15 protein-coding genes are annotated in these 17,575 nt (G+C 71.6%); 12 read left to right on the top strand and 3 right to left on the bottom strand.

The features are described from left to right. The first annotated feature begins 4 nt into the window (after window positions 1-4). From cheB to R6U01_RS07100, 9 genes are all read left to right on the top strand, one after another. Window positions 5-1,135, top strand: coding sequence for a chemotaxis-specific protein-glutamate methyltransferase CheB (gene cheB, locus R6U01_RS07140; protein WP_410285770.1), 1,131 nt, complete (start codon window positions 5-7; stop codon window positions 1,133-1,135). Further along, entirely contained in the window at window positions 1,135-3,429 is a 2,295-nt protein-coding gene (locus R6U01_RS07135) for a chemotaxis protein CheA (RefSeq protein WP_410285769.1), read from the top strand. Before cheB ends, R6U01_RS07135 begins: the two co-directional genes overlap by 1 nt. After that, complete coding sequence (locus R6U01_RS07130) at window positions 3,426-4,229, top strand: CheR family methyltransferase (RefSeq protein ID WP_410285768.1); 804 nt, start codon at window positions 3,426-3,428, stop codon at window positions 4,227-4,229. The genes R6U01_RS07135 and R6U01_RS07130 overlap by 4 nt, the downstream gene beginning before the upstream one ends. Continuing rightward, the gene (locus R6U01_RS07125; RefSeq protein WP_410285767.1) at window positions 4,229-5,440 is read left to right on the top strand and encodes a HEAT repeat domain-containing protein; all 1,212 of its coding nucleotides are present in this window, start codon (window positions 4,229-4,231) and stop codon (window positions 5,438-5,440) included. Before R6U01_RS07130 ends, R6U01_RS07125 begins: the two co-directional genes overlap by 1 nt. Continuing rightward, window positions 5,441-6,310: a CheF family chemotaxis protein gene (locus R6U01_RS07120; protein ID WP_410285766.1), complete on the top strand. Its 870-nt coding sequence runs from the start codon at window positions 5,441-5,443 to the stop codon at window positions 6,308-6,310. 201 nt (window positions 6,311-6,511) lie between these two features. Continuing rightward, on the top strand, window positions 6,512-7,225 hold the full coding sequence (locus tag R6U01_RS07115; protein ID WP_410285765.1) for an HAD family hydrolase: 714 nt from the start codon (window positions 6,512-6,514) through the stop codon (window positions 7,223-7,225). Continuing rightward, entirely contained in the window at window positions 7,222-7,896 is a 675-nt protein-coding gene (locus tag R6U01_RS07110; RefSeq protein ID WP_410285764.1) for a class II aldolase/adducin family protein, read from the top strand. The genes R6U01_RS07115 and R6U01_RS07110 overlap by 4 nt, the downstream gene beginning before the upstream one ends. 59 nt (window positions 7,897-7,955) lie before the next feature. Then, window positions 7,956-8,927 (top strand): ribose 1,5-bisphosphate isomerase, encoded by a 972-nt coding sequence (locus R6U01_RS07105; protein ID WP_410285763.1) that lies wholly within the window; start codon window positions 7,956-7,958, stop codon window positions 8,925-8,927. Continuing rightward, window positions 8,924-10,015 carry a carbohydrate kinase family protein gene (locus R6U01_RS07100; RefSeq protein ID WP_410285762.1) on the top strand — a complete coding sequence of 364 codons (1,092 nt, stop codon included), beginning with the start codon at window positions 8,924-8,926 and terminating at the stop codon, window positions 10,013-10,015. The genes R6U01_RS07105 and R6U01_RS07100 overlap by 4 nt, the downstream gene beginning before the upstream one ends. A 53-nt stretch (window positions 10,016-10,068) precedes the next feature. Here R6U01_RS07100 and R6U01_RS07095 read toward each other — a convergent pair whose 3' ends face one another. Next, a complete protein-coding gene (locus R6U01_RS07095; protein ID WP_410285761.1) occupies window positions 10,069-11,259 on the bottom strand; it encodes a hypothetical protein in 1,191 nt (396 codons plus the stop codon). Between the two features lie 71 nt (window positions 11,260-11,330). Beyond that, window positions 11,331-12,416: an asparaginase gene (locus R6U01_RS07090; RefSeq protein ID WP_410285760.1), complete on the bottom strand. Its 1,086-nt coding sequence runs from the start codon at window positions 12,414-12,416 to the stop codon at window positions 11,331-11,333. A gap of 328 nt (window positions 12,417-12,744) precedes the next feature. On the opposite strand from R6U01_RS07090, the gene R6U01_RS07085 reads away from it, so the two are divergent. The 3 genes from R6U01_RS07085 (at window position 12,745) to R6U01_RS07075 (ending at window position 15,768) form a co-directional block, all read left to right on the top strand. Beyond that, window positions 12,745-12,966, top strand: a complete 222-nt coding sequence (locus tag R6U01_RS07085; protein ID WP_410285802.1) for a hypothetical protein — start codon at window positions 12,745-12,747, stop codon at window positions 12,964-12,966. Between the two features lie 192 nt (window positions 12,967-13,158). Next, window positions 13,159-14,817, top strand: coding sequence for a DUF255 domain-containing protein (locus tag R6U01_RS07080; protein WP_410285759.1), 1,659 nt, complete (start codon window positions 13,159-13,161; stop codon window positions 14,815-14,817). Window positions 14,818-14,961: 144 nt separating this feature from the next. Continuing rightward, window positions 14,962-15,768: a TrmB family transcriptional regulator gene (locus R6U01_RS07075; protein ID WP_410285758.1), complete on the top strand. Its 807-nt coding sequence runs from the start codon at window positions 14,962-14,964 to the stop codon at window positions 15,766-15,768. Window positions 15,769-15,826: 58 nt separating this feature from the next. Here the strand turns inward: R6U01_RS07075 and mptA are convergent, their stop codons facing one another. Continuing rightward, entirely contained in the window at window positions 15,827-16,756 is a 930-nt protein-coding gene (gene mptA, locus R6U01_RS07070; protein WP_410285757.1) for a GTP cyclohydrolase MptA, read from the bottom strand. Between the last annotated feature and the right edge of the window lie 819 nt (window positions 16,757-17,575).

The following is a 17,575-nucleotide window of genomic DNA, read 5'->3' as shown; positions in this document are numbered from 1 at the left end:
GCACATGAGTAGGACGACGGATCGGGGGAGCGGTCGCGACGACTCCCTGCGAGTCGCGGTCGTCGACGACTCGCCGTTCATGCGGGGCTTGATCGCCGATCTCCTGACGGATGCCGGAGTCGCGGTGGTCGGCGAGGCCGGCGACGGCGCGGAGGCGCTGTCGGTGGTCGCCGAGACGCGTCCGGACGTGGTGACGATGGACGTCGAGATGCCGGGGATGGGAGGACTGGAGGCCGTCGAGCGGCTGATGGACGAGACGCCGACGCCCGTCCTGATGCTGTCCGCACACACCGCAGCGGGGGCGGAGGTGACCTTCGAGGCGCTCGACCGCGGCGCGGTCGACTTCTTCTCGAAGCCGGGCGGCGAGGTGTCGACCGGCGTCTCCCGCCAGTCGGACCGACTCGTGGAGGCCGTCAAGTCGGTCGCGGACGCGGACCTCACTGCGGCGACGCGCGACCGTCGAGAGCGGGACCGCCCTGGCGACGTGAGCCGTTCGTCCGGCGGGACGGGGGAATCATCGCCCCTCGCGCCGACCGGTTCGTCTGAGGACGCGACGGCCGACGTGGACGCGCCGCTGACGGTCGTGATCGGCGCGTCGACCGGCGGACCGAACGCGGTCGAGCGCGTGATGTCGGCCCTGCCGATGGCGGACTGCCGGGTCCTCATCGTCCAACACATGCCGGAGGCGTTCACCTCGCGGTTCGCCGACCGGCTCGACGAGGCGTCGGCGTACGACGTGCGCGAGGCGAGCGACGGGGCGCGCATCGGCGCCGGGGAGGCGCTCGTCGCCCGCGGCGGGAGCCACACACGGGTCGACGGCTACCGCGCCGGCCGGCTCCGCGTCAGGCTCGCCGAGGACGACTCGCAGTCGGTCACGCCGGCCGCCGACGTGACGATGCGCTCCGCGGCCGAGGTCGTCGACGACCCGCTCGTCGGCGTCGTGTTGACGGGGATGGGCGCCGACGCCGCGGCGGGGATCCGGGCGATGGCCGACGCGGGAGCGCGGACCATCGCGCAGAGCGAGGACACCTGCGTCATCTACGGGATGCCGAAGCGCGCGGTGAAGACGGGCGGCGTCGACGAGGTGTGTGACCTCGACGACGTCGCCGGCGCGATCGCGGGGGGCGAGGCCTGATGGACTCCCACCGCGCCGCGTTCGTCGCCGAGGCGGAAGACGGGATCACCGACCTCAACAACGCGCTCCTCGCCCTGGAGGCCGACCCCGAGGACGCCGAGGCGATGGACGACGTGTTTCGCGTCGCCCACACGCTGAAGGGCAACGCCGCCGCGATGGGGTACGACGACGTCTCCGGCTTCGGACACGCCCTGGAGGACCTGCTCGACGCGGTCCGACGAGGCGACCGCGAGGTGACGCCGGAGCTGATGGACCTGCTGTTCGAGGGCGTCGACACCGTCGAGGCGATGGTCGCGGAGATCGCCGACGCGGGCGAGGTGGCGACCGACCCCTCCGGTCTGGAGGCTCGCCTCCGCGAAATGAAGGCGCACGGCACCGTCGGCGACGACTCGGCGGACGACGCTACGGCCGGGGAGAGCGATGCCACGGCCGAATCGAACGACGCCGAGAACGCGACAGGCGGCGACGAGGCCGCCGGCGGCGACACCGACCCCGTCGACGAGGTGGACGCGGACGACGCGCCAGACGTCTCGGTCCCCGACCTCCCCGCGAGCGCCGCGGAGCTCGAGGCCCCCGTCGTGTACACGGACGTGACGATCGGCGAGACGGCGATGGCCGGCGTCGACGCCGCCCTCGTCTCACGGGCGCTCGACGATCGGTTCGACGGTCACGTCACGGAGCCAGAGCCGGAGGCGCTAGAGGACGGCGAGTACGATGAGCGGTTCGACGCCTTCGTCTCGGGCGCCGATCCCGACGTGGTCGCCGAGGGGATCGGCGCGCTCACGCAGGTCGAGTCGGTCGCGACCGCCCTCGTCGGGGACGGGACCGGCGGCGACGGCAGCGATAGCCCCGATGGGACTGACGCGGAGGCCGAGGAAACGAGACCGACCGAGGAGCGGGCCGGGGGCTTCGAACCCGCCGACCCGGAAGCTGTCCAGGAGGTCGCCGGCGCGGAGACGGACGAGTCCGACTCGGATTTCGGCGCAGACGGCGAAGAGGAAGCGGACGACCGCGAAGAGGAAGCGGACGACACCGCCTCCGCCAAGGCCGACCGCGACGAGATCAAGTCGATCTGGGTCGACGTCGACCAGGTCGACGAGCTGTACGGGCTCGTCGAGCAGCTGGTGACGAGCCGGATCAAGCTCCGGCGGGAGCTGGAGGCGGCCGACGCCCAGTCGGACGCGTTGGACGAGCTCGACAAGCTCGCCTCCAGCCTGCAGGACACCGCGATGGACATGCGGCTCATCCCGTTCTCGCAGGTGTCCGACTCGTTCCCGCGGCTGGTCCGCGACATTTCGCGGGACCTCGACAAGCGGATCGACTTCGAGATCGAGGGCGACGACGTCGAGCTCGACCGGACGATCCTCACGGAGATGCGCGACCCGCTCGTCCACGTCTTGCGGAACGCGGTGGACCACGGGATCGAGTCCCCCGAGGAGCGCGAGGCCGCAGGCAAGGACCCGACCGGCCGCGTCAGGCTCACGGCCGAGCGCGAGCGCGACCACGTGATCATCGAGGTCGCCGACGACGGCGGCGGGCTCGACCCGGACCAGCTCCGCCAGAAGGCGGTCGACGAGGGCGTCAAGAGCCGGGAGGCGGTCGAGGCGATGACGGACGACGAGATCTACGACCTCGTCTTCCACCCCGGCTTCTCCACCGCCGAAGAGGTCACCGACGTCTCCGGGCGGGGCGTCGGGATGGACGTCGTCCGAACGACCGCCCGGGACCTCGACGGCTCCGTCTCGGTCGAGAGCGAGCCCGGCGCGGGGACGACCGTCCGGTTCCGGCTCCCGGTCACCGTCGCCATCGTGAAGGTGATGTTCGTCGACGTCGGCGGCACGGAGTACGGCATCCCGATCAAGTCCATCGCCGAGGTCGCTCGCACCGACGACGTGGAGGAGGTCCACGGCGACGAGATTGTCCGCCACGAGGACGACCTCTACCCGGTGATCCGGCTGAACGAGCGCCTCGCGGACGGCGCCGCCGCCGCGGCCGGGTCGGGCGTCGGCGGACCCGCGGAACGTGACGCTACCGGCGACGGCGGAGCGGAGGAGGGGTCACGGACCGACGCCGAGCCCGCGACCACCGACGGCGGCGTCGCCGACACCGGGATGCTCGTACGCATCCGCGAGGAGACGCGGCAGGTCGCGCTGCACTGCGACGCGGTGTTGGACCAGGAGGAAGTGGTGGTGAAACCGCTCGACGGTCCGCTGTCGGGGACGCCGGGACTCAGCGGGACGGCGGTCCTCGGCGACGGCGACGTCGTGGCCGTGCTCGACGTGGTGAGCCTATGAGCGGCAAGACCGCCTTCGCGGGCGTCCTGCGACAGATCCACGACACCGTTCCGTTCGAGCCCGGCTACTACAACGAGTCGTACCTCGATCGTCGGATCACGGCGCGAATGCGCCGCCGTGACACCGAGTCGCACGCGGAGTACGAGCGACTGCTCCGCGAGGACGACGACGAGCGACGGGCGCTGATGGACGCGCTCACGATCAACGTGACGGAGTTCTTCCGCAACCCCGAGATGTGGGACGTGCTCCGCGAGGTGCTCCGTGAGCGAACGAGCGAGCAGCGGCGGGTCCGCGTCTGGTCTGCCCCATCGGCGGACGGTCGAGAGCCGTACTCGGTCGCCATGTTGGCCTGCGACGACCCCGACATCGACGAGTCGCGGACCGAGGTGCTGGGCTCCGACATCAGCGAGGAGGCGCTCGAAAACGCCCGCGAGGGCGTCTATCACACCACTCGGACCACCGATATCGCGGCGGAGCTGGAGCCGCTCTCGGACCCCGACCGCTACGTCGAACGCGACGGCGACACGTTCCGGGTGCGCCCGGCGGTCCGGCGGCTCGTCGACTTCGAGGCCCACGACCTGATCCGCGACGGCGCGCGCGACCCCTTCGACGTCGTGCTCTGTCGCAACCTGCTGATCTACATCGACGTCGACCACAAGGGGGCGCTGTTCGACTCGCTGGAGGCGTCGCTCGCCGAGGACGGGGTGCTCGTGCTCGGCATGACCGAGAGCGTCCCGCCGGACCGATCCGACAGGTACGAGCCGATCGACAAGCGCCGACGGGTGTTCGGGAGGGCCTGATGTCGCTGTACCAGTACGCCCGAGACGGGAACGCCGAACGGCTCAGGGACGCGCTGGGCAGCGACAGCGCCGCGGTCCGGCGCCGGGCGGCCGAGTTGCTCGGCGAGGTCGGCGACGTCGACACCCAGGCGACGGTCGACGGGCTCCTCCGCGCGGCGACGAGCGACGACGACGCGGAGGTCCGCGGGGCCGCGGTCGACGCACTCGACGAGCTCGGACAGGCCGCGCTCGAACAGCTGCTCTCGGAGCTGACCGGCACCAGCGGCTCCGAGGCGGAGTGGGTCACCGCCCGCAAGTTCGCCCGGGCGCTCAAGGCCGACCGTCCGGAGCTCCGCATGGCGGCCGCGAACGCGCTCGGCCGGCTCGACGACGCCAGCGGTCTCCAGCACCTCGTCGAGGCGCTCGACGACGAGGACTCCCGCGTCAGGCTCCGCGCCTGCCAGGCCTGCGGGACGTTCGCCGACCCGCGGTCGGTCCCGGCCCTGACGGGGCGGCTGGACGACGACGACCCGCGGGTCAGGCGGGCCGCGGCGAACGCCCTCGGGAACGTGGGAACGGATCGAGCGCTCTCGCCGCTGCTGGACCTCCTCGACCACGACGACGAGTCGCTCCGACGGATCGCCGCCGGCGCGCTCGGGAAGGCGAACAACCCCGAGCCGGTGGAGCCGCTGGCGCGCGCGCTCGGCGACGAGAGCGCGGCCGTCCGGAACGTCGCGGTGTACTCGGTCATCGAACTGTTGTCGAACGTGCCGACGGAGCGGAGTCACGCGGTCCGCGACCGCGTCGTCTCCGAGCTGAAGTCGGCCGACGACGCCACGGTCGTCGAGCCGCTCGTCGAGATCCTCACGGACGGCCAACAGAGCCGTCAGCGACGGAACGCGGCGTGGATCCTCGGTCGGGTCGCGGAGCCGGACTCGGCGGTCGCGGTCGAGGCGCTCGCCGACGCGCTCGCCGACGAGGACCCACAGACCGCCCAGTTCGCGGCCACGAGCCTCAATAGCCTCGGCGGACCGATCGTCGAGGATCGACTGCTCGACCGACTCGGGACCGAGCATCCGGAGGACGCGCGAGCGAAGGCGGTGTTCGTCCTCGGGCAGGTCGGCGGGCAGGAGACGCTGAACCGGCTCGAAGACCTCACGAACGACGAGAGCTCCGCGGTCCGGCAGCGGGTGTTCTCCGCCGTCTCCAAGCTTCGGGCAGGGGGTCCGTAAATGGCCAGCGGCGGCGAGTACAAGATCACGGACACGCAGGGGCGCTTCGCGATCGCCGTCCGCGGGGGTCGGAAGATGAGCGACGTCTCGTGGACGCCGGGACGAGCGCTCCTCTCGAACCGGCGGCTGATCCTCGCGGGGAACGACGGGAAGCGCGTGATCCCCCTCTCGGAGCTCCGTGGACTGGGCGGACGCCACGACGCCAACCAGTCGGTCGCGCGCGTCTCCAACTACGTGAGCTTCGACCTCGGCGACCAGGTGCTGCTGGTCGCCGCCGCCGACCACGAGGGGTTCGAGCGCGACGTCTACCGGGCGCTGCTCGACCAGCGGACGGTGATGGCCAAACACCCCGCGATCGAAGGCGGCGTCGTCCAAGAGACCGAGTGGGAGCAGGCCCGGGTGAAGATCGACGAGAACGGACTCAACGCCGCCCTGGAGAGCGGCGCGTTCGTGAAGTTCGACCTGGACGACATCAGCGGTCTCGACGCGGCCAAACGCACCGTCAGGGGCGAGAAGAAGCCCGTCATCGAGGTGTCCCACACCGACGACGAGGGCACCAGCATCGAGACGCACGTCGCGGGCGACCCCAGTCGGATGCGGTTCGTCGAGGCGTGGCTCCGGAAGGGCGAGGAACGCAGCTCGACGAACGTCGACCTCTCCAGCCGCGACCGGGAGGTGTTGATGGCGCTGTACTCCGGCGTCTCGCCCTTCGAGATCCCGTCGTTCCTCGGGATGGACGTCGACGCCGTCGAGGAGACGTTCGAGCGGCTCGTCGACCTCGAGGTGGTCGAGCAAGTGCGGGTGCGCCGCGAGGTGGCGCTCAACTCCCGCGGCCGCAACATCGCCAGCGAGGCGATGAACGAGCAGTAGCGCGTCGGGGCTCCGCGCCGCTGTGGGGCGTGGCGAACAGCCGGCGCACTTCCCGGTCTCCGCGGCGGTGCGCCGGACTCCCGCCTCGGCCGCCGCGGACGACGGATCAGCTCACGGGCGCGATGGTCGCGGTATCGGTGATAAAGAGACCGAGCGTCGACGTCGAACCACGCTTAAGATGCCGCCGGGTCGAGTGAGGCCATGAGCTACGAGGCGGTGTTCTTCGACCTCGACAACACCCTGTACCCGTACCCGCCCTGCAACGAGGCGGGCAAGCGGGCGGCGCTCGCGGCGTTCCGCGAGCGCGGCTACGAGATGGACCGCGAGACGTTCGACGAGCTGTACGCGACCGCGCGGCGGGAGGCCAAACGCGAGACCGAGGGCACCGCCGCCTCCCACGACCGGCACATCTACTTCAAGCGCGCGCTCCACCGGCACGCGGACGAGCACGACGCCGCGACCGCGCTCGCGCTCGGCGACGCCTACTGGGAGGGGTACGCGACCGAGATGACGCTCTGTGACGGCGTCGAACGCGTCTTCGACGCCCTCGCGTCGGCGGGGACCGACGTCGCGGTCGTGACGAACCTCACCACCCGCGTCCAACTGCAGAAGCTTTCGCGGCTCGCGATCGACGAGCGGATCGACCGGCTGGTCACCTCCGAGGAAGTGGGTCGCGAGAAGCCGAGCGCGCTCCCGTTCACGACCGCCCTCGCGATGTTCGACTGCCGGCCGAGCGAGGCGCTGATGGTCGGCGACAACGTCGACACCGACGTCGCGGGCGCGAACGCGGTCGGGATGGACACCGCGCTGTTCGCCGCCGACGGCGACGCGCCCCCCGACGAGGAGCTCCCGGAGCACCGACGCCCCGACTACCGGCCGGACGCCTTCGCCGACCTGACGGAGGTGGCGGCGTGACCCGGGACGCGACGGACCCCGACCCGGACCTGCTCCGAGAGGCCCGCGAGGCCGTCGTCGAGTACGCGCCGGCGCTCGCCGACCTGACGCCCGGTCGGACCGGGAACCTCAGCGTCCGCGACGGCGACGCGGTCGCCGTGACGCCGACGGGCGTCCCGTACGACTCCTTCGACGCCGACGACGTGCCGGTCGTCGGTCTGGATGGCGAGCGGCTGGCGGGTCGGATGGCGCCGTCGAGCGAGGTGCCGATGCACGCGGGCATTTACAAACACGGCCGGCCGGGCGCCATCGTCCACACGCACTCGCCGTGGGCGACGACGATGGCGACGCTCGGCAGGAAGCTACCGCCCGTCCACTACATGATCGTCTCGGTGGGCCGCGAGGTGCCGCTCGCCGACTACGCGCCGTACGGGACGGAGGAACTGGCCGCGAACGTCGTCGCCGCGATGGCGGAGGCCGACTCCGACGCGGCCATCCTCGCGAACCACGGGCTCGTGGTGACCGGGCTGGACCTGGAGACGGCGGTGGAGAACACCCACCACGTCGAGGACCTCTGTCGGCTCTACCTCCGGGCGTCGGCGGTCGGCGAGCCGAACATCCTCACCGACGACCAGCTGGCGACCGTCGAGGAGCGGTTCGAGAGCTACGGGCAGCAGCCGGACGCCGAGTAGCGCCGGCGCCGTCGGCGACCGCCCGGCTATATAAATACCCGGAGGGCCACCGAGTCGGTATGACAGAGTACGAACCAGCGGCCGCGGTGAGCGAGACCGCCGAGGAGATCGCGACGATGGAGATCCGCGGGGCGGCGACCATCGCGTCCGCGGCGGCCGAGGCGCTCGCCGAGCAGGCCCGCGCGGCCGCGGCGAGCGCCCCGACCGCGAGCGACCCGGCGGCGTTCCGCGCGTCGATGCGCGCCGCCGCCCGGGACCTCCGCGAGACGCGCCCGACGGCCGTCTCGCTGCCGAACGCCCTCCGATACGTCCTCCAGCGGATGAGCGGCGGCGACGTCGACGCCCTCCGCCGGAGCGTGGTCGACGCGAGCGAGGCGTTCGTCCGCCAGCTCGACCGCGCGCAGGAGGACCTCGGGCAGGTGGGCGCGAACCGCCTCGCCGACGGCGACACGGTGATGACCCACTGTCACTCGACGGACGCGCTCGCGTGCGTCGGGGCCGCCGTCGACCAGGGGAAGTCGATCTCGGCGGTCGTCAAGGAGACGCGACCGCGCCAGCAGGGTCACATCACCGCCGAGCAGCTCCGCGACATCGGGGTTCCGGTCACCCTGATCGTCGATTCCGCGGCGCGGCGGTACCTCGACGAGGTCGATCACGTCATCGTTGGAGCCGATTCGATCGCCGCCGACGGCGGCGTGATCAACAAGATTGGCACGTCGGGGCTGGCGGTCAACGCCCGCGAGCGCGGCGTCCCGATCATGACCGCGGCCCAGACGATCAAGCTCCACCCGGAGACGCTGACTGGCCACACCGTCGAGATCGAGATGCGTTCGGAGAGCGAGGTGATCGAGCCCGAGGCCCGCGAGGAGATCGGCGGTATCGCCGTCGAGAACCCCGCGTTCGACGTCACGCCGCCGCGGTACATGGACGCGATCGTCACCGAACACGGCCAGTTCCCGCCCGAAAGCATCGTGACGCTGATGCGCGAGCTGTTCGGCGAGGGCGCCGCGGAGCCGTGGGCGGAACCATGAGCGGCGGCGGGGAGCCCGGCGACGACGCCGGCTCGGCGGGGGGGTCCGACCCGGTCGACGGCGACCCCGACCCCGTCGACGAGGATCCCGACTCGGTCGACGGCGACCCCGACCTCGCGCCCGAGGAGTCGAGCCGCGTGCCGAAGGTCGTCGCCGCGGGGCACATCAACTGGGACGTGACGATCCACGTCGCTCAGCTGCCGGAGCCGGACGGCGAGACCCGGATCGAGCGCCTCGAGCAGTCCGGGGGCGGCAGCGCCGCGAACGTCGCGGCGGGGCTCGTCGACCTCGGCGGTCAGTCCGTCGTCTACGGGAGCGTCGGCGGTGACGAGTCGGGCGCGCTCGCGCTTCGCGAGCTCGCGAGCGCCGGCGTCGACCCCGGACAGGTGCTCGTCGACGCCGACGAGGCCACCTCGGTGAAGTACGTGATCGTCGACGGCGGCGGCGAGCTGCTGATGCTGGCGAACGACGGTGCCAACGAGTCGTTCACCGCCGTCGGGCTCGACCGCGACACCCTCGCGGCGGCCGACCACCTCCACCTGACGGGTCAGCAGCCGGAGACGGCGGCCGCGCTGGCGACCGCGGCCGGCGAGGCGGGCACGACCCGCAGCTTCGACCCCGGCCGGCGCGTCGGCGACCGGGAGTTCGACGCCGCGCTCCACGCCACCGACGTGCTCTTTTTAAACGACCGCGAGGCCGATTCCCTCGCCGACTCGACCGATATCGACCCGTGGGAACCCGAGGACCGCGTCGTCGCGATCAAGCTCGGACGCGAGGGCGCGACGATTCGGACGCCCCACGGCGACGTCTCACACCCCGGCTTCGACGTCGACCCCGTCGACACGACCGGCGCCGGCGACGCCTTCGCGGCCGGGTTCCTCGGCGCGGCCCTCCGGGGGCCCGAGATCGTCGACGGCGGGTTCTCGCACGACCCGCGCGACTACCAGGTGCCCCTGCTCGTCGGCAACGCCTGCGGGGCCATCGCGGCCGAGACGGTGACCGCCCGCGCGGACCTCTCGTGGGACCGAGTCCGCGAGACGATGGGCGAGTCGCCGGAGTCGGACCTCCTGATCGAGGTCCGCGTGTAGCGACGAGAACGGGACCGCCGAACTACCCCGCGTAATCGAACGCGACCGCCGAACTACCCCGCGTAGTCGAACGCGACCGCGAGGTCGTCGGCCCCGAAGAAGACGAACCGGTAGCGCCCCGGCACGAGGTCGGGACAGACCCGGAGGTCGTCGGCGTGGGGGCCGCCCTCGATCAGTCCGGTCTCGGTCATCTCGAACTCCCAGGTGAGGGTCTCGCCCGGCGGGACGGCGATCGCCTCGTCGGTGTACTCGAACGCGGCGTCGCCGTCGGCGCCGCGGACCTCCGTCCACCCCGACTCGGTCCGCAGTTCGAGGTTGTACTTCCCCTGGTTGCCGACGGAGACCACGCGTCCCGAGACGTTCGTCAGTTCGATCCGGAAGGCGGTCCCGCGGCCGATCGCCAGCGGCTCGGAGGCGGGGTCGTCGTCGCCCGGGATCACGGCTCGGAGCGCGAGCGGGGCGTCCGCGTCGCCTCGGGCATCGTCGCTCCCGACCCCGCCGCCACCGCCCCAGTTGACCTCGTCCTCGTACATCCGCGGGTGCCGTTCGAACCCCTCGGTCTCGCACTCGAACGCCTCGGGGACGGCGGCCGGTTCGTCGTCGGGGCGGACGCCGCCGGGGAGCATCTCGGGGTCGAGTATCCCGTCCGCACCGGTCACCTCGCTCGTGTCTCCCCAGCCGTCCGTGATCGACAGCCGGACCGCGTCGGGACGGGGGTCGGTCGTGACCCTGAGGAAGGCGCCGGAGAAGGTGATCGCCTCCCCGCAGGCGACGTCGTCGTCCTCCGGCCCCTCGACGGTCGCGCTCGCGACGAGCGTCCCGTCCGCCACGTCGACGTCGGCGAACGCGAGTTCGCCGTGACACGTCGTCGGACCGACCGACTCGACGTACGCGAGCACGGACGCGTCGAAGTCGGTCTCCTCGACGAACGCCGTCGTCTCCGCGGGCGCCTCCCGCAGCAGCCACGAGGCGCCGCGCTCCTCCGTGATGAGCGCGACGAAGCCCCGCCGTCCCTCGCGGTGCCACGCCGGACCGGAGAGCGCGGCGCCGACCTGATGCACCTCGGTCTCCGGAGCGCCGTCGCTGCCGTCGTCGGTGCCGTCACTGCCGTCCGAACCGCCGCCGTCCCCGCCGTCGCTCCCGTCGCCCGCCCCGGGGCCGCCGTCGCCCGTGCACCCGGCGAGCGCGGCGACGCTCCCCGCGCCCAGACCGTACAGCGCCGTTCGCCGCGTGAATTCGTTCATACCCGCCGCTACGCGAGACGCACGTAAGGGCTTCGTGGAGGCGCAAAGACCTCTCTGTCCCTTCCGGGAGTTCAGGCCGATTCCGGCGCCCGGAACAGGTCGACGAGCGCGCCGCCCGCAGCGGTCTCTCTCTCGCGGTCGAGGTCGGCCGCGAGCCCGAGCGCGAGCGCGACCCGCGCCTTCGACGCCGGGAGCGGGCCGGCGAACGTCACGCCGTGCTCCGCCAGCGTGACCGCGCCGCCGGGCGTGCCGTAGACGGGCTCGGTCGGGCCCGCCGGCGGGCGTCCGGCGACGACGACCGGCAGCTCCGGGAGGGCGTCGCCCACGGCGTCGCCGATCGCGGCGGTGGCGTTCCCGAGGCCGGTCCCCTCGATCACGAGTCCCCCGACGCCGGCGTCGAGCGCGCGATCGACGGCTCCGGCGCCGACGCCCGTCCCGGAGTGGATCACGGGGACTTCGGGAACTCGATCCGCGCCCTCGATCGCGTCGGCGAGCGGGTCGGCGTCGACCCCGCGTCGCGGCTCGCGGACGAGTCTGGACCCGGCGCGGGTGAACGTCGCGACGGGGCCGGTCCCCGGGGACGTCATCGTCGAGAGCGCGTTGCTGTGGCCTTTGACCGCGTCGCGGGCGGCGTGGAGCTCGTCGTCGAACGCGACGTGGACGCCCGGCGCGAACCGGTCGTCCGCGGCGGCCCGGACCGCGAGCGTCAGGTTCGCGGGCGCGTCGCTGGAGGCCTCGTCGAGCCGGCGCTGGGCGCCCGTGACGACCACCGGCGCGTCGAGGTCGGTGAGCAGGTCGAGCGCGAACGCGGTGTCGGCGAGCGTGTCGGTGCCGTGGGTGACGACCACGCCGTCGGCGCCGTCCGCGACCGCCTCGCGCGCGGCGGCCGCGGTCGCGAGCACGTCGCGCCACCGCACGTCGAAGCCCGGCTGCGAGCAGACCTCGCGGGCGCTCACGGTCGCGTGTCGCTCGACGCCCGGCACCGCCGCGACGAGGTCGTCGCCGCTCTTCGCCGGCGCCGCGCCGTCGTCGTCCGGCTCGGACGCGATGGTACCGCCGCAGGCGACGACCGCGACGTGCGGTCTCGTCCCGTCGTCGGTCGCGGTCCGCTCCTCGTCGCGCGCCTCGCGTCCCGCCGTCGGCTCGGTGTCTCTCATGCCCTCAGGTTCTCCCGGATGACCAAAGCGGTTGGTCCCGCGGCAGCCGGGCGGGCCGCGGGGTCGACGTTGCGAGCCGCGGGATCGGCGTCGCGGGATCGGCGAGGTTACTGTCCCGAGATCGACGGCGACTCACCGAATTCGAGGTCGAGCAGAAGCGTCTCTCGTCGATCTCACGATCTGGACAAAAAGGATTAGATTCTGGTATAAACGATTAAACCGTCTCTGAGGCGGTGTTAAAAGGCTACTAACCCGCTGAGAAGCGTGATGAAAATCCATGAACCCTCGCCCGGCTATATCACATCCCCCGTTGTACGGAGTAGTGTCCATGTCGATCCCCGCTCCCACGCGCCTCGCCTCCGGTCGACGGGTCGCCGGGCTGATGTCCGGCACGGTGAAAGCCGCCGCCTTCTGGGCCGCGATCGCCATCCCGGCCACGTACCCCGTGCTGCTGTACATGGGGCTCGAGGGCGGCACCGGCCTGCTGTTCGTCGGGCTGCTGTTCGCGAACGCGCTGGCGCTCGCGATCGGACACGACTACAAGCGCTGACCGACGGACCGAGGCGCCGCCCTCCAGCCGCACCGCACCGTTCGACCGCGCCCGCTCTCCCATCGCGCCGCCGAAGTCCGGCCTCGCTCGCTCGTCTGTCGACCGCCGATCGCCTCCCTCCTCGCTCGTTCCGGGGATCGGTCCCCCGCCCCGTCTCGAAGCGCTTACCCACTGTCCGACCCGACCTCGGGTATGACCGACGAGACGCACGTCGAGTGGCGCGACTGGGGGGCCGAGGCGTTCGCCGAGGCGGACGACCGGAACTGTCCCGTCCTCCTCTCGTTATCCGCCACCTGGTGTGAGGGCTGCCACGAGATGGACGCCGTCACGTACGCCGAGCCCCGGATCGCCGCCAACGTCAACGAGGGGTTCGTCCCGGTCCGCGTCGACGTCGACCGCCACCCCCGCGTCCGGGAGCGGTACAACATGGGCGGGTTCCCGACGACCGCCTTCCTCACGCCCGACGGCGAGCTGCTCACCGGCGCGGGCTACCTCGACGTCGACGGGATGCGGCAGGTGCTCGAATCCGTCCGGCGGATGTGGGCTGATAAGGGGCGCTCGGCGGGACGGGTCCCCCGCGCGCTCGACGCCGACCTCCCGCCTCGCGGGGAGCTGACCGACGCTATCGAGAGCCACCTCGCCGGGCAGCTCGAGGTGAAGTACGACGAGGAGTACGCCGGCTGGGGAACGGACGCGAAGTTCCCGCTCCCGCGGACGGTGGAGTTCGCGCTGAAGCGCGACCGCGACCGCGCGCTCCGGACGCTCGACGCGGTGCGCGACCACCTCGCCGACGACGTCGCCGGCGGCTTCTTCCGGTTCGCGGGGACCCGCGACTGGGGCGACGTCGCCTACGAGAAGCCGATCGACACGAACGCGGCGGTCACGCGCGCGTTCGCGAACGCGTACCTCTACACCGGCGACGAGGCGTACCTGTCGCCCGCGACCGACGCCGTCGCGTTCCTCACCGACGACCTCTGGACCGGTTACGGCGTCGGCGGGAGTCTCGGCCCCGGGCTCGGCCGCGCCTACTACGCCGCGCCCGCCGAGGATCGAGCGGAGCTCGACCCGCCGCGCCGCGACCTGACCGTCTTCGCGGGCGGGAACGCGCTCGCGGCCGACGCGCTGCTCGCGGTCGCCGCCTACACCGACGACGAGCGTGCCCGCGAGTACGCCGACCGGATCCTCGACGGCCTCGAACGCGACCTGATCGACGCCGACTCCGGCGAGGTGACCCGCTACCGCGGGACCGACGCGGTCGGCGAGTCGGACCTCCTCACCGACGTCGCTCGCGTCGTCGGCGCGTACGTGCGGGCCGCCGGCGTCCTCGGCGAGGGAGCCGACGTCGCCCGCGCGGTCGCGGACCGGGCGATCGACCGCCTCCGCGTCGACGGGTCCTTCGTGGACGGGCTGCGGTCGGGACCGGGCCTCCTCGACCGACCGTTCCGCCCGCTCGACGGCAACGTCGAGATGGCGACCGCGCTCCTCGACCTGGCGGCGCTGACCGGCGAGGACCGGTACCGCGACCTCGCTCGCGAGACGGCGGAGTCGTTCGCGGGGGCCACGGAGCGGCTCGGGGTGCAGGTCGCCGGCTACGGGAGCCTCGTGGGGCGGCTCCTCCGCGGTACCACCGTCATCGCGGTGGGCGACGACCCCGGCAGCGACCTCCACCGCGCGGCGTGGCGCGTCGCGGACCACGAGAAGGTGGTCGCCCCGAACGCTCAGGTGGATGGCTCGCCGTCGCCGCGGGCCGTCCCCGCGGGCTCGGCGGTCGTGCTCGCCGGAGACGCGGCGTCCGAGCCCGCGGAAACGCCGGACGAGTTGATGCGGCGGGTCGCCGATACCGCCGAGTAGCAGACGGGATCCGAGGTTTTCCGCCGTCATCGGTCCTCTTCCCCGGTTCGGCCGATCGAGTCGCGCTTCCGGAACGCGGCTTCCCACGACACAAGCGTGTAAACGGGCGACGTGTTTATATCGGAGCCGCATGATCGGGGGGACATGGCATCTCTCCGGGACCTGGGGCTCTCCGAGTACGAGGCGCGCGCGTACCGCGCGCTGCTGCGTACCGGACCGACGACGGCGAAGGACCTCTCGCGGGCCAGCGAGGTTCCGATGGGACGGGTGTACGACGTGCTCAACAGCTTGGAGCAGCACAACCTCGTCCGGAGTCAGGCCGCCAGCCGGCCGAAGAAGTACGCCGCCGTCGAGCCCGACGCCGCGCTCGACCGGCTGCTCGACGAGAAGAAGCGAGAGCTCCAGACGCAGGCGGAGCAGTACGAGGAGGTGGTCGCCGACCTCTCGACGGAGCTCGACGCGGGGGAGCCGGTCGACGGCCAGTTCTGGACCGCGGCCGTCGGCGCGGAGGAGGCGACGGACCTCCTCTTAGAGCGAATCGCGGCCGCGGAGCGGCGGATGGTCGTCGTCGTCGGGGCGCCTGCGACCGGCTTCGACCTCGGGACGATCGGCGAACGGGTCACCGCCGAACTGGAGGCGGCGCTCGAACGGGGCGTCGAGATCCGGGTGTTGCTCTCGCCGGAGACGGTCGACGCGCTGCCGCGGAGCGTCGGTCGACGGTACACCGCGGGTCTCTCGGACATGGAGGGGTTCGCGGTTCGGACGATCGCGGGCGTCGACGGGACGTTCAACGTGTTCGACGGGATCGAGGTGTGTATCGAAGTGCCGCACCCGCTCTCGGGGGACGAGCCGTTCGCGATGATCGACGTGAAGGACGCGGAGTTCGCCACGAGCGTGAAAGACCAGTTCGAGCCGCGGTGGGCGGAGGCGGAGCCGCTGTCGTTCGGCTGAGTCGGTCGGACGGGTCGGCCGGGGAGCGTCCGCGTCGGCGCCCGAGCCGCGCGTCGGCCTAGCGAGCGTTCAGCTCGGTTCGCAGGTCGCCCATCGTGACCTCGCGCTCGGCGTGGGCGTTGTGCTGGTGGATCGACTCGTCGTTCGACTGGCTCATCGTGATCACCGCGTCGTCCGGCAGGTGGTCGAACTGCTCGACGACGCCCTCGGCCATCGCCCGGACGCAGTCCTCGACGAACTTCGCGTCGGCGTGCGCGTGGAACGTCATGTGGTCCTCGTCCGGGCGCTTCGCGAGGTTGTAGATCCGCGCGCTCATCGCGTCGCGGGCGATGTCGATCACGTCGTTCAGGTCGACCTGGGGGTCGCCGTCGGAGTCGACGGTCAGGGTGGCGTGGCCGCGCTGGGAGTGGCCCGGCTGGGGAATCTCGTCCAGGAACTCGGTGATCTTTGCCTCCGCGACGTCGAGCTCCTCGAGTTTCTGCTTCGCGCGGGCGACGGACATCCCCTGCGAACAGGGACAGACCGTCATCCCGGTGACGCGGGCGCCGACCTCCTCGCGGGTGCCCTCGTCGGTCGCCGTCGCCGAGGCGACGATGTCGACGGTGTGCTGGGTCTCCCGGTCGGTCGCGGGGGTCTCCTCGCGGCGCATGAACTCGGCGGACATCGAGACCTCGGCGCGGGAGGTGTAGTCGTGTTTCTCGAGCAGCCGCTCGGCGGTGTCGCCGCAGACGTCCTCGACGCGGTAGGCCTCCTCGCGGGTCGCCTCCTCGAGAATCTCGTCGATGACCTCCATGTTGCGGCTCATGTCCGCGCCCTTCCGCCAGGAGGGGAGGTCGACGAACACCTCGAAGTCGGCCATCAGAATCAGGGGTCGTTTGCCGTTGCGGGCGATCTTTACGAGCTTCGTGACGTCGGTGACGCCGACCTGGCTCAGCCCGACGGTGACGTCGGGTGCCGTCGCCTGCACGTCCGGCAACTGGTGACTCATTGAGGGCCATTCGGGGAAGCGCGCGATTAGGGCTTTCGGAAGGAGCACTCCCGGCCGCGGCTCGACGAACGTCGGGTCGTCCTTTAAGTACCTCTCGTCACAAGGTTGTGCTATAGACGGAGATTCTCGCGGTCCGTTCGGTTTCACCGGTGAACTCGAGCGTCGCCGATCGTCGCGTCGATCGTCCGGTTCGGCCTTAAGTACTTCTGGCGACAAGGTAGAGATATAGACGGGGTTCCACCCGGTTTTCACCGCCTCTCGACGTCCCGAGCGATTGCCGTCTCCAGCTGTCACGACCTCGACCACCGTACGGTCTATCGCTCCCTGGCCGGACGTCCATCGAGAGCCGTGAGGGACCCGTCGACGCTCGAGGCGGCCGCACGCTCGCCGAGCGAACTCGAGTCGCGTCCGGCCTTTACGTGCTTCTGGCGATAAGGTGGAGATACAGACGGGGTTTTTCGTCGCCGTTCGTTCCGTACCCGCGAGGCCAAGCCACGGCGTCGGACGTCGTCACACGGCTGCTGACGATTAAGCCGGCATGCCGGATACGATCACCGGGAGTATCCGCTACGGGGAACCCGCTGGCGAACGTCGGTCCGCCCGCTCGGGTTTCGAACCCGACGGGGACTCGAGCGCGCCGTTCTTTTAAGTGCTTCTGGTGACAAGGTGGTGCTATAGACGAGGCTTCTTCGCGGTCTCGAGGCCCGAGCAGCGGCGGCTCGTGCTACCACGTCCCGCGGCAGGGAGATGCCTTTATCCGTCTCCCTGTGTGACCTGCTACGTGTATGAGTGGCCACGGCGCTTCGGCCGGAACCGGCC

Origin of the sequence: Halorubrum sp. (assembly GCF_046498025.1) — an archaeon.
In the GTDB taxonomy this organism is placed as follows: Archaea; Halobacteriota; Halobacteria; order Halobacteriales; family Haloferacaceae; genus Halorubrum.
Note: the sequence above shows the minus strand (reverse complement) of the source record. Positions and strands in the feature narration are given on the sequence as shown.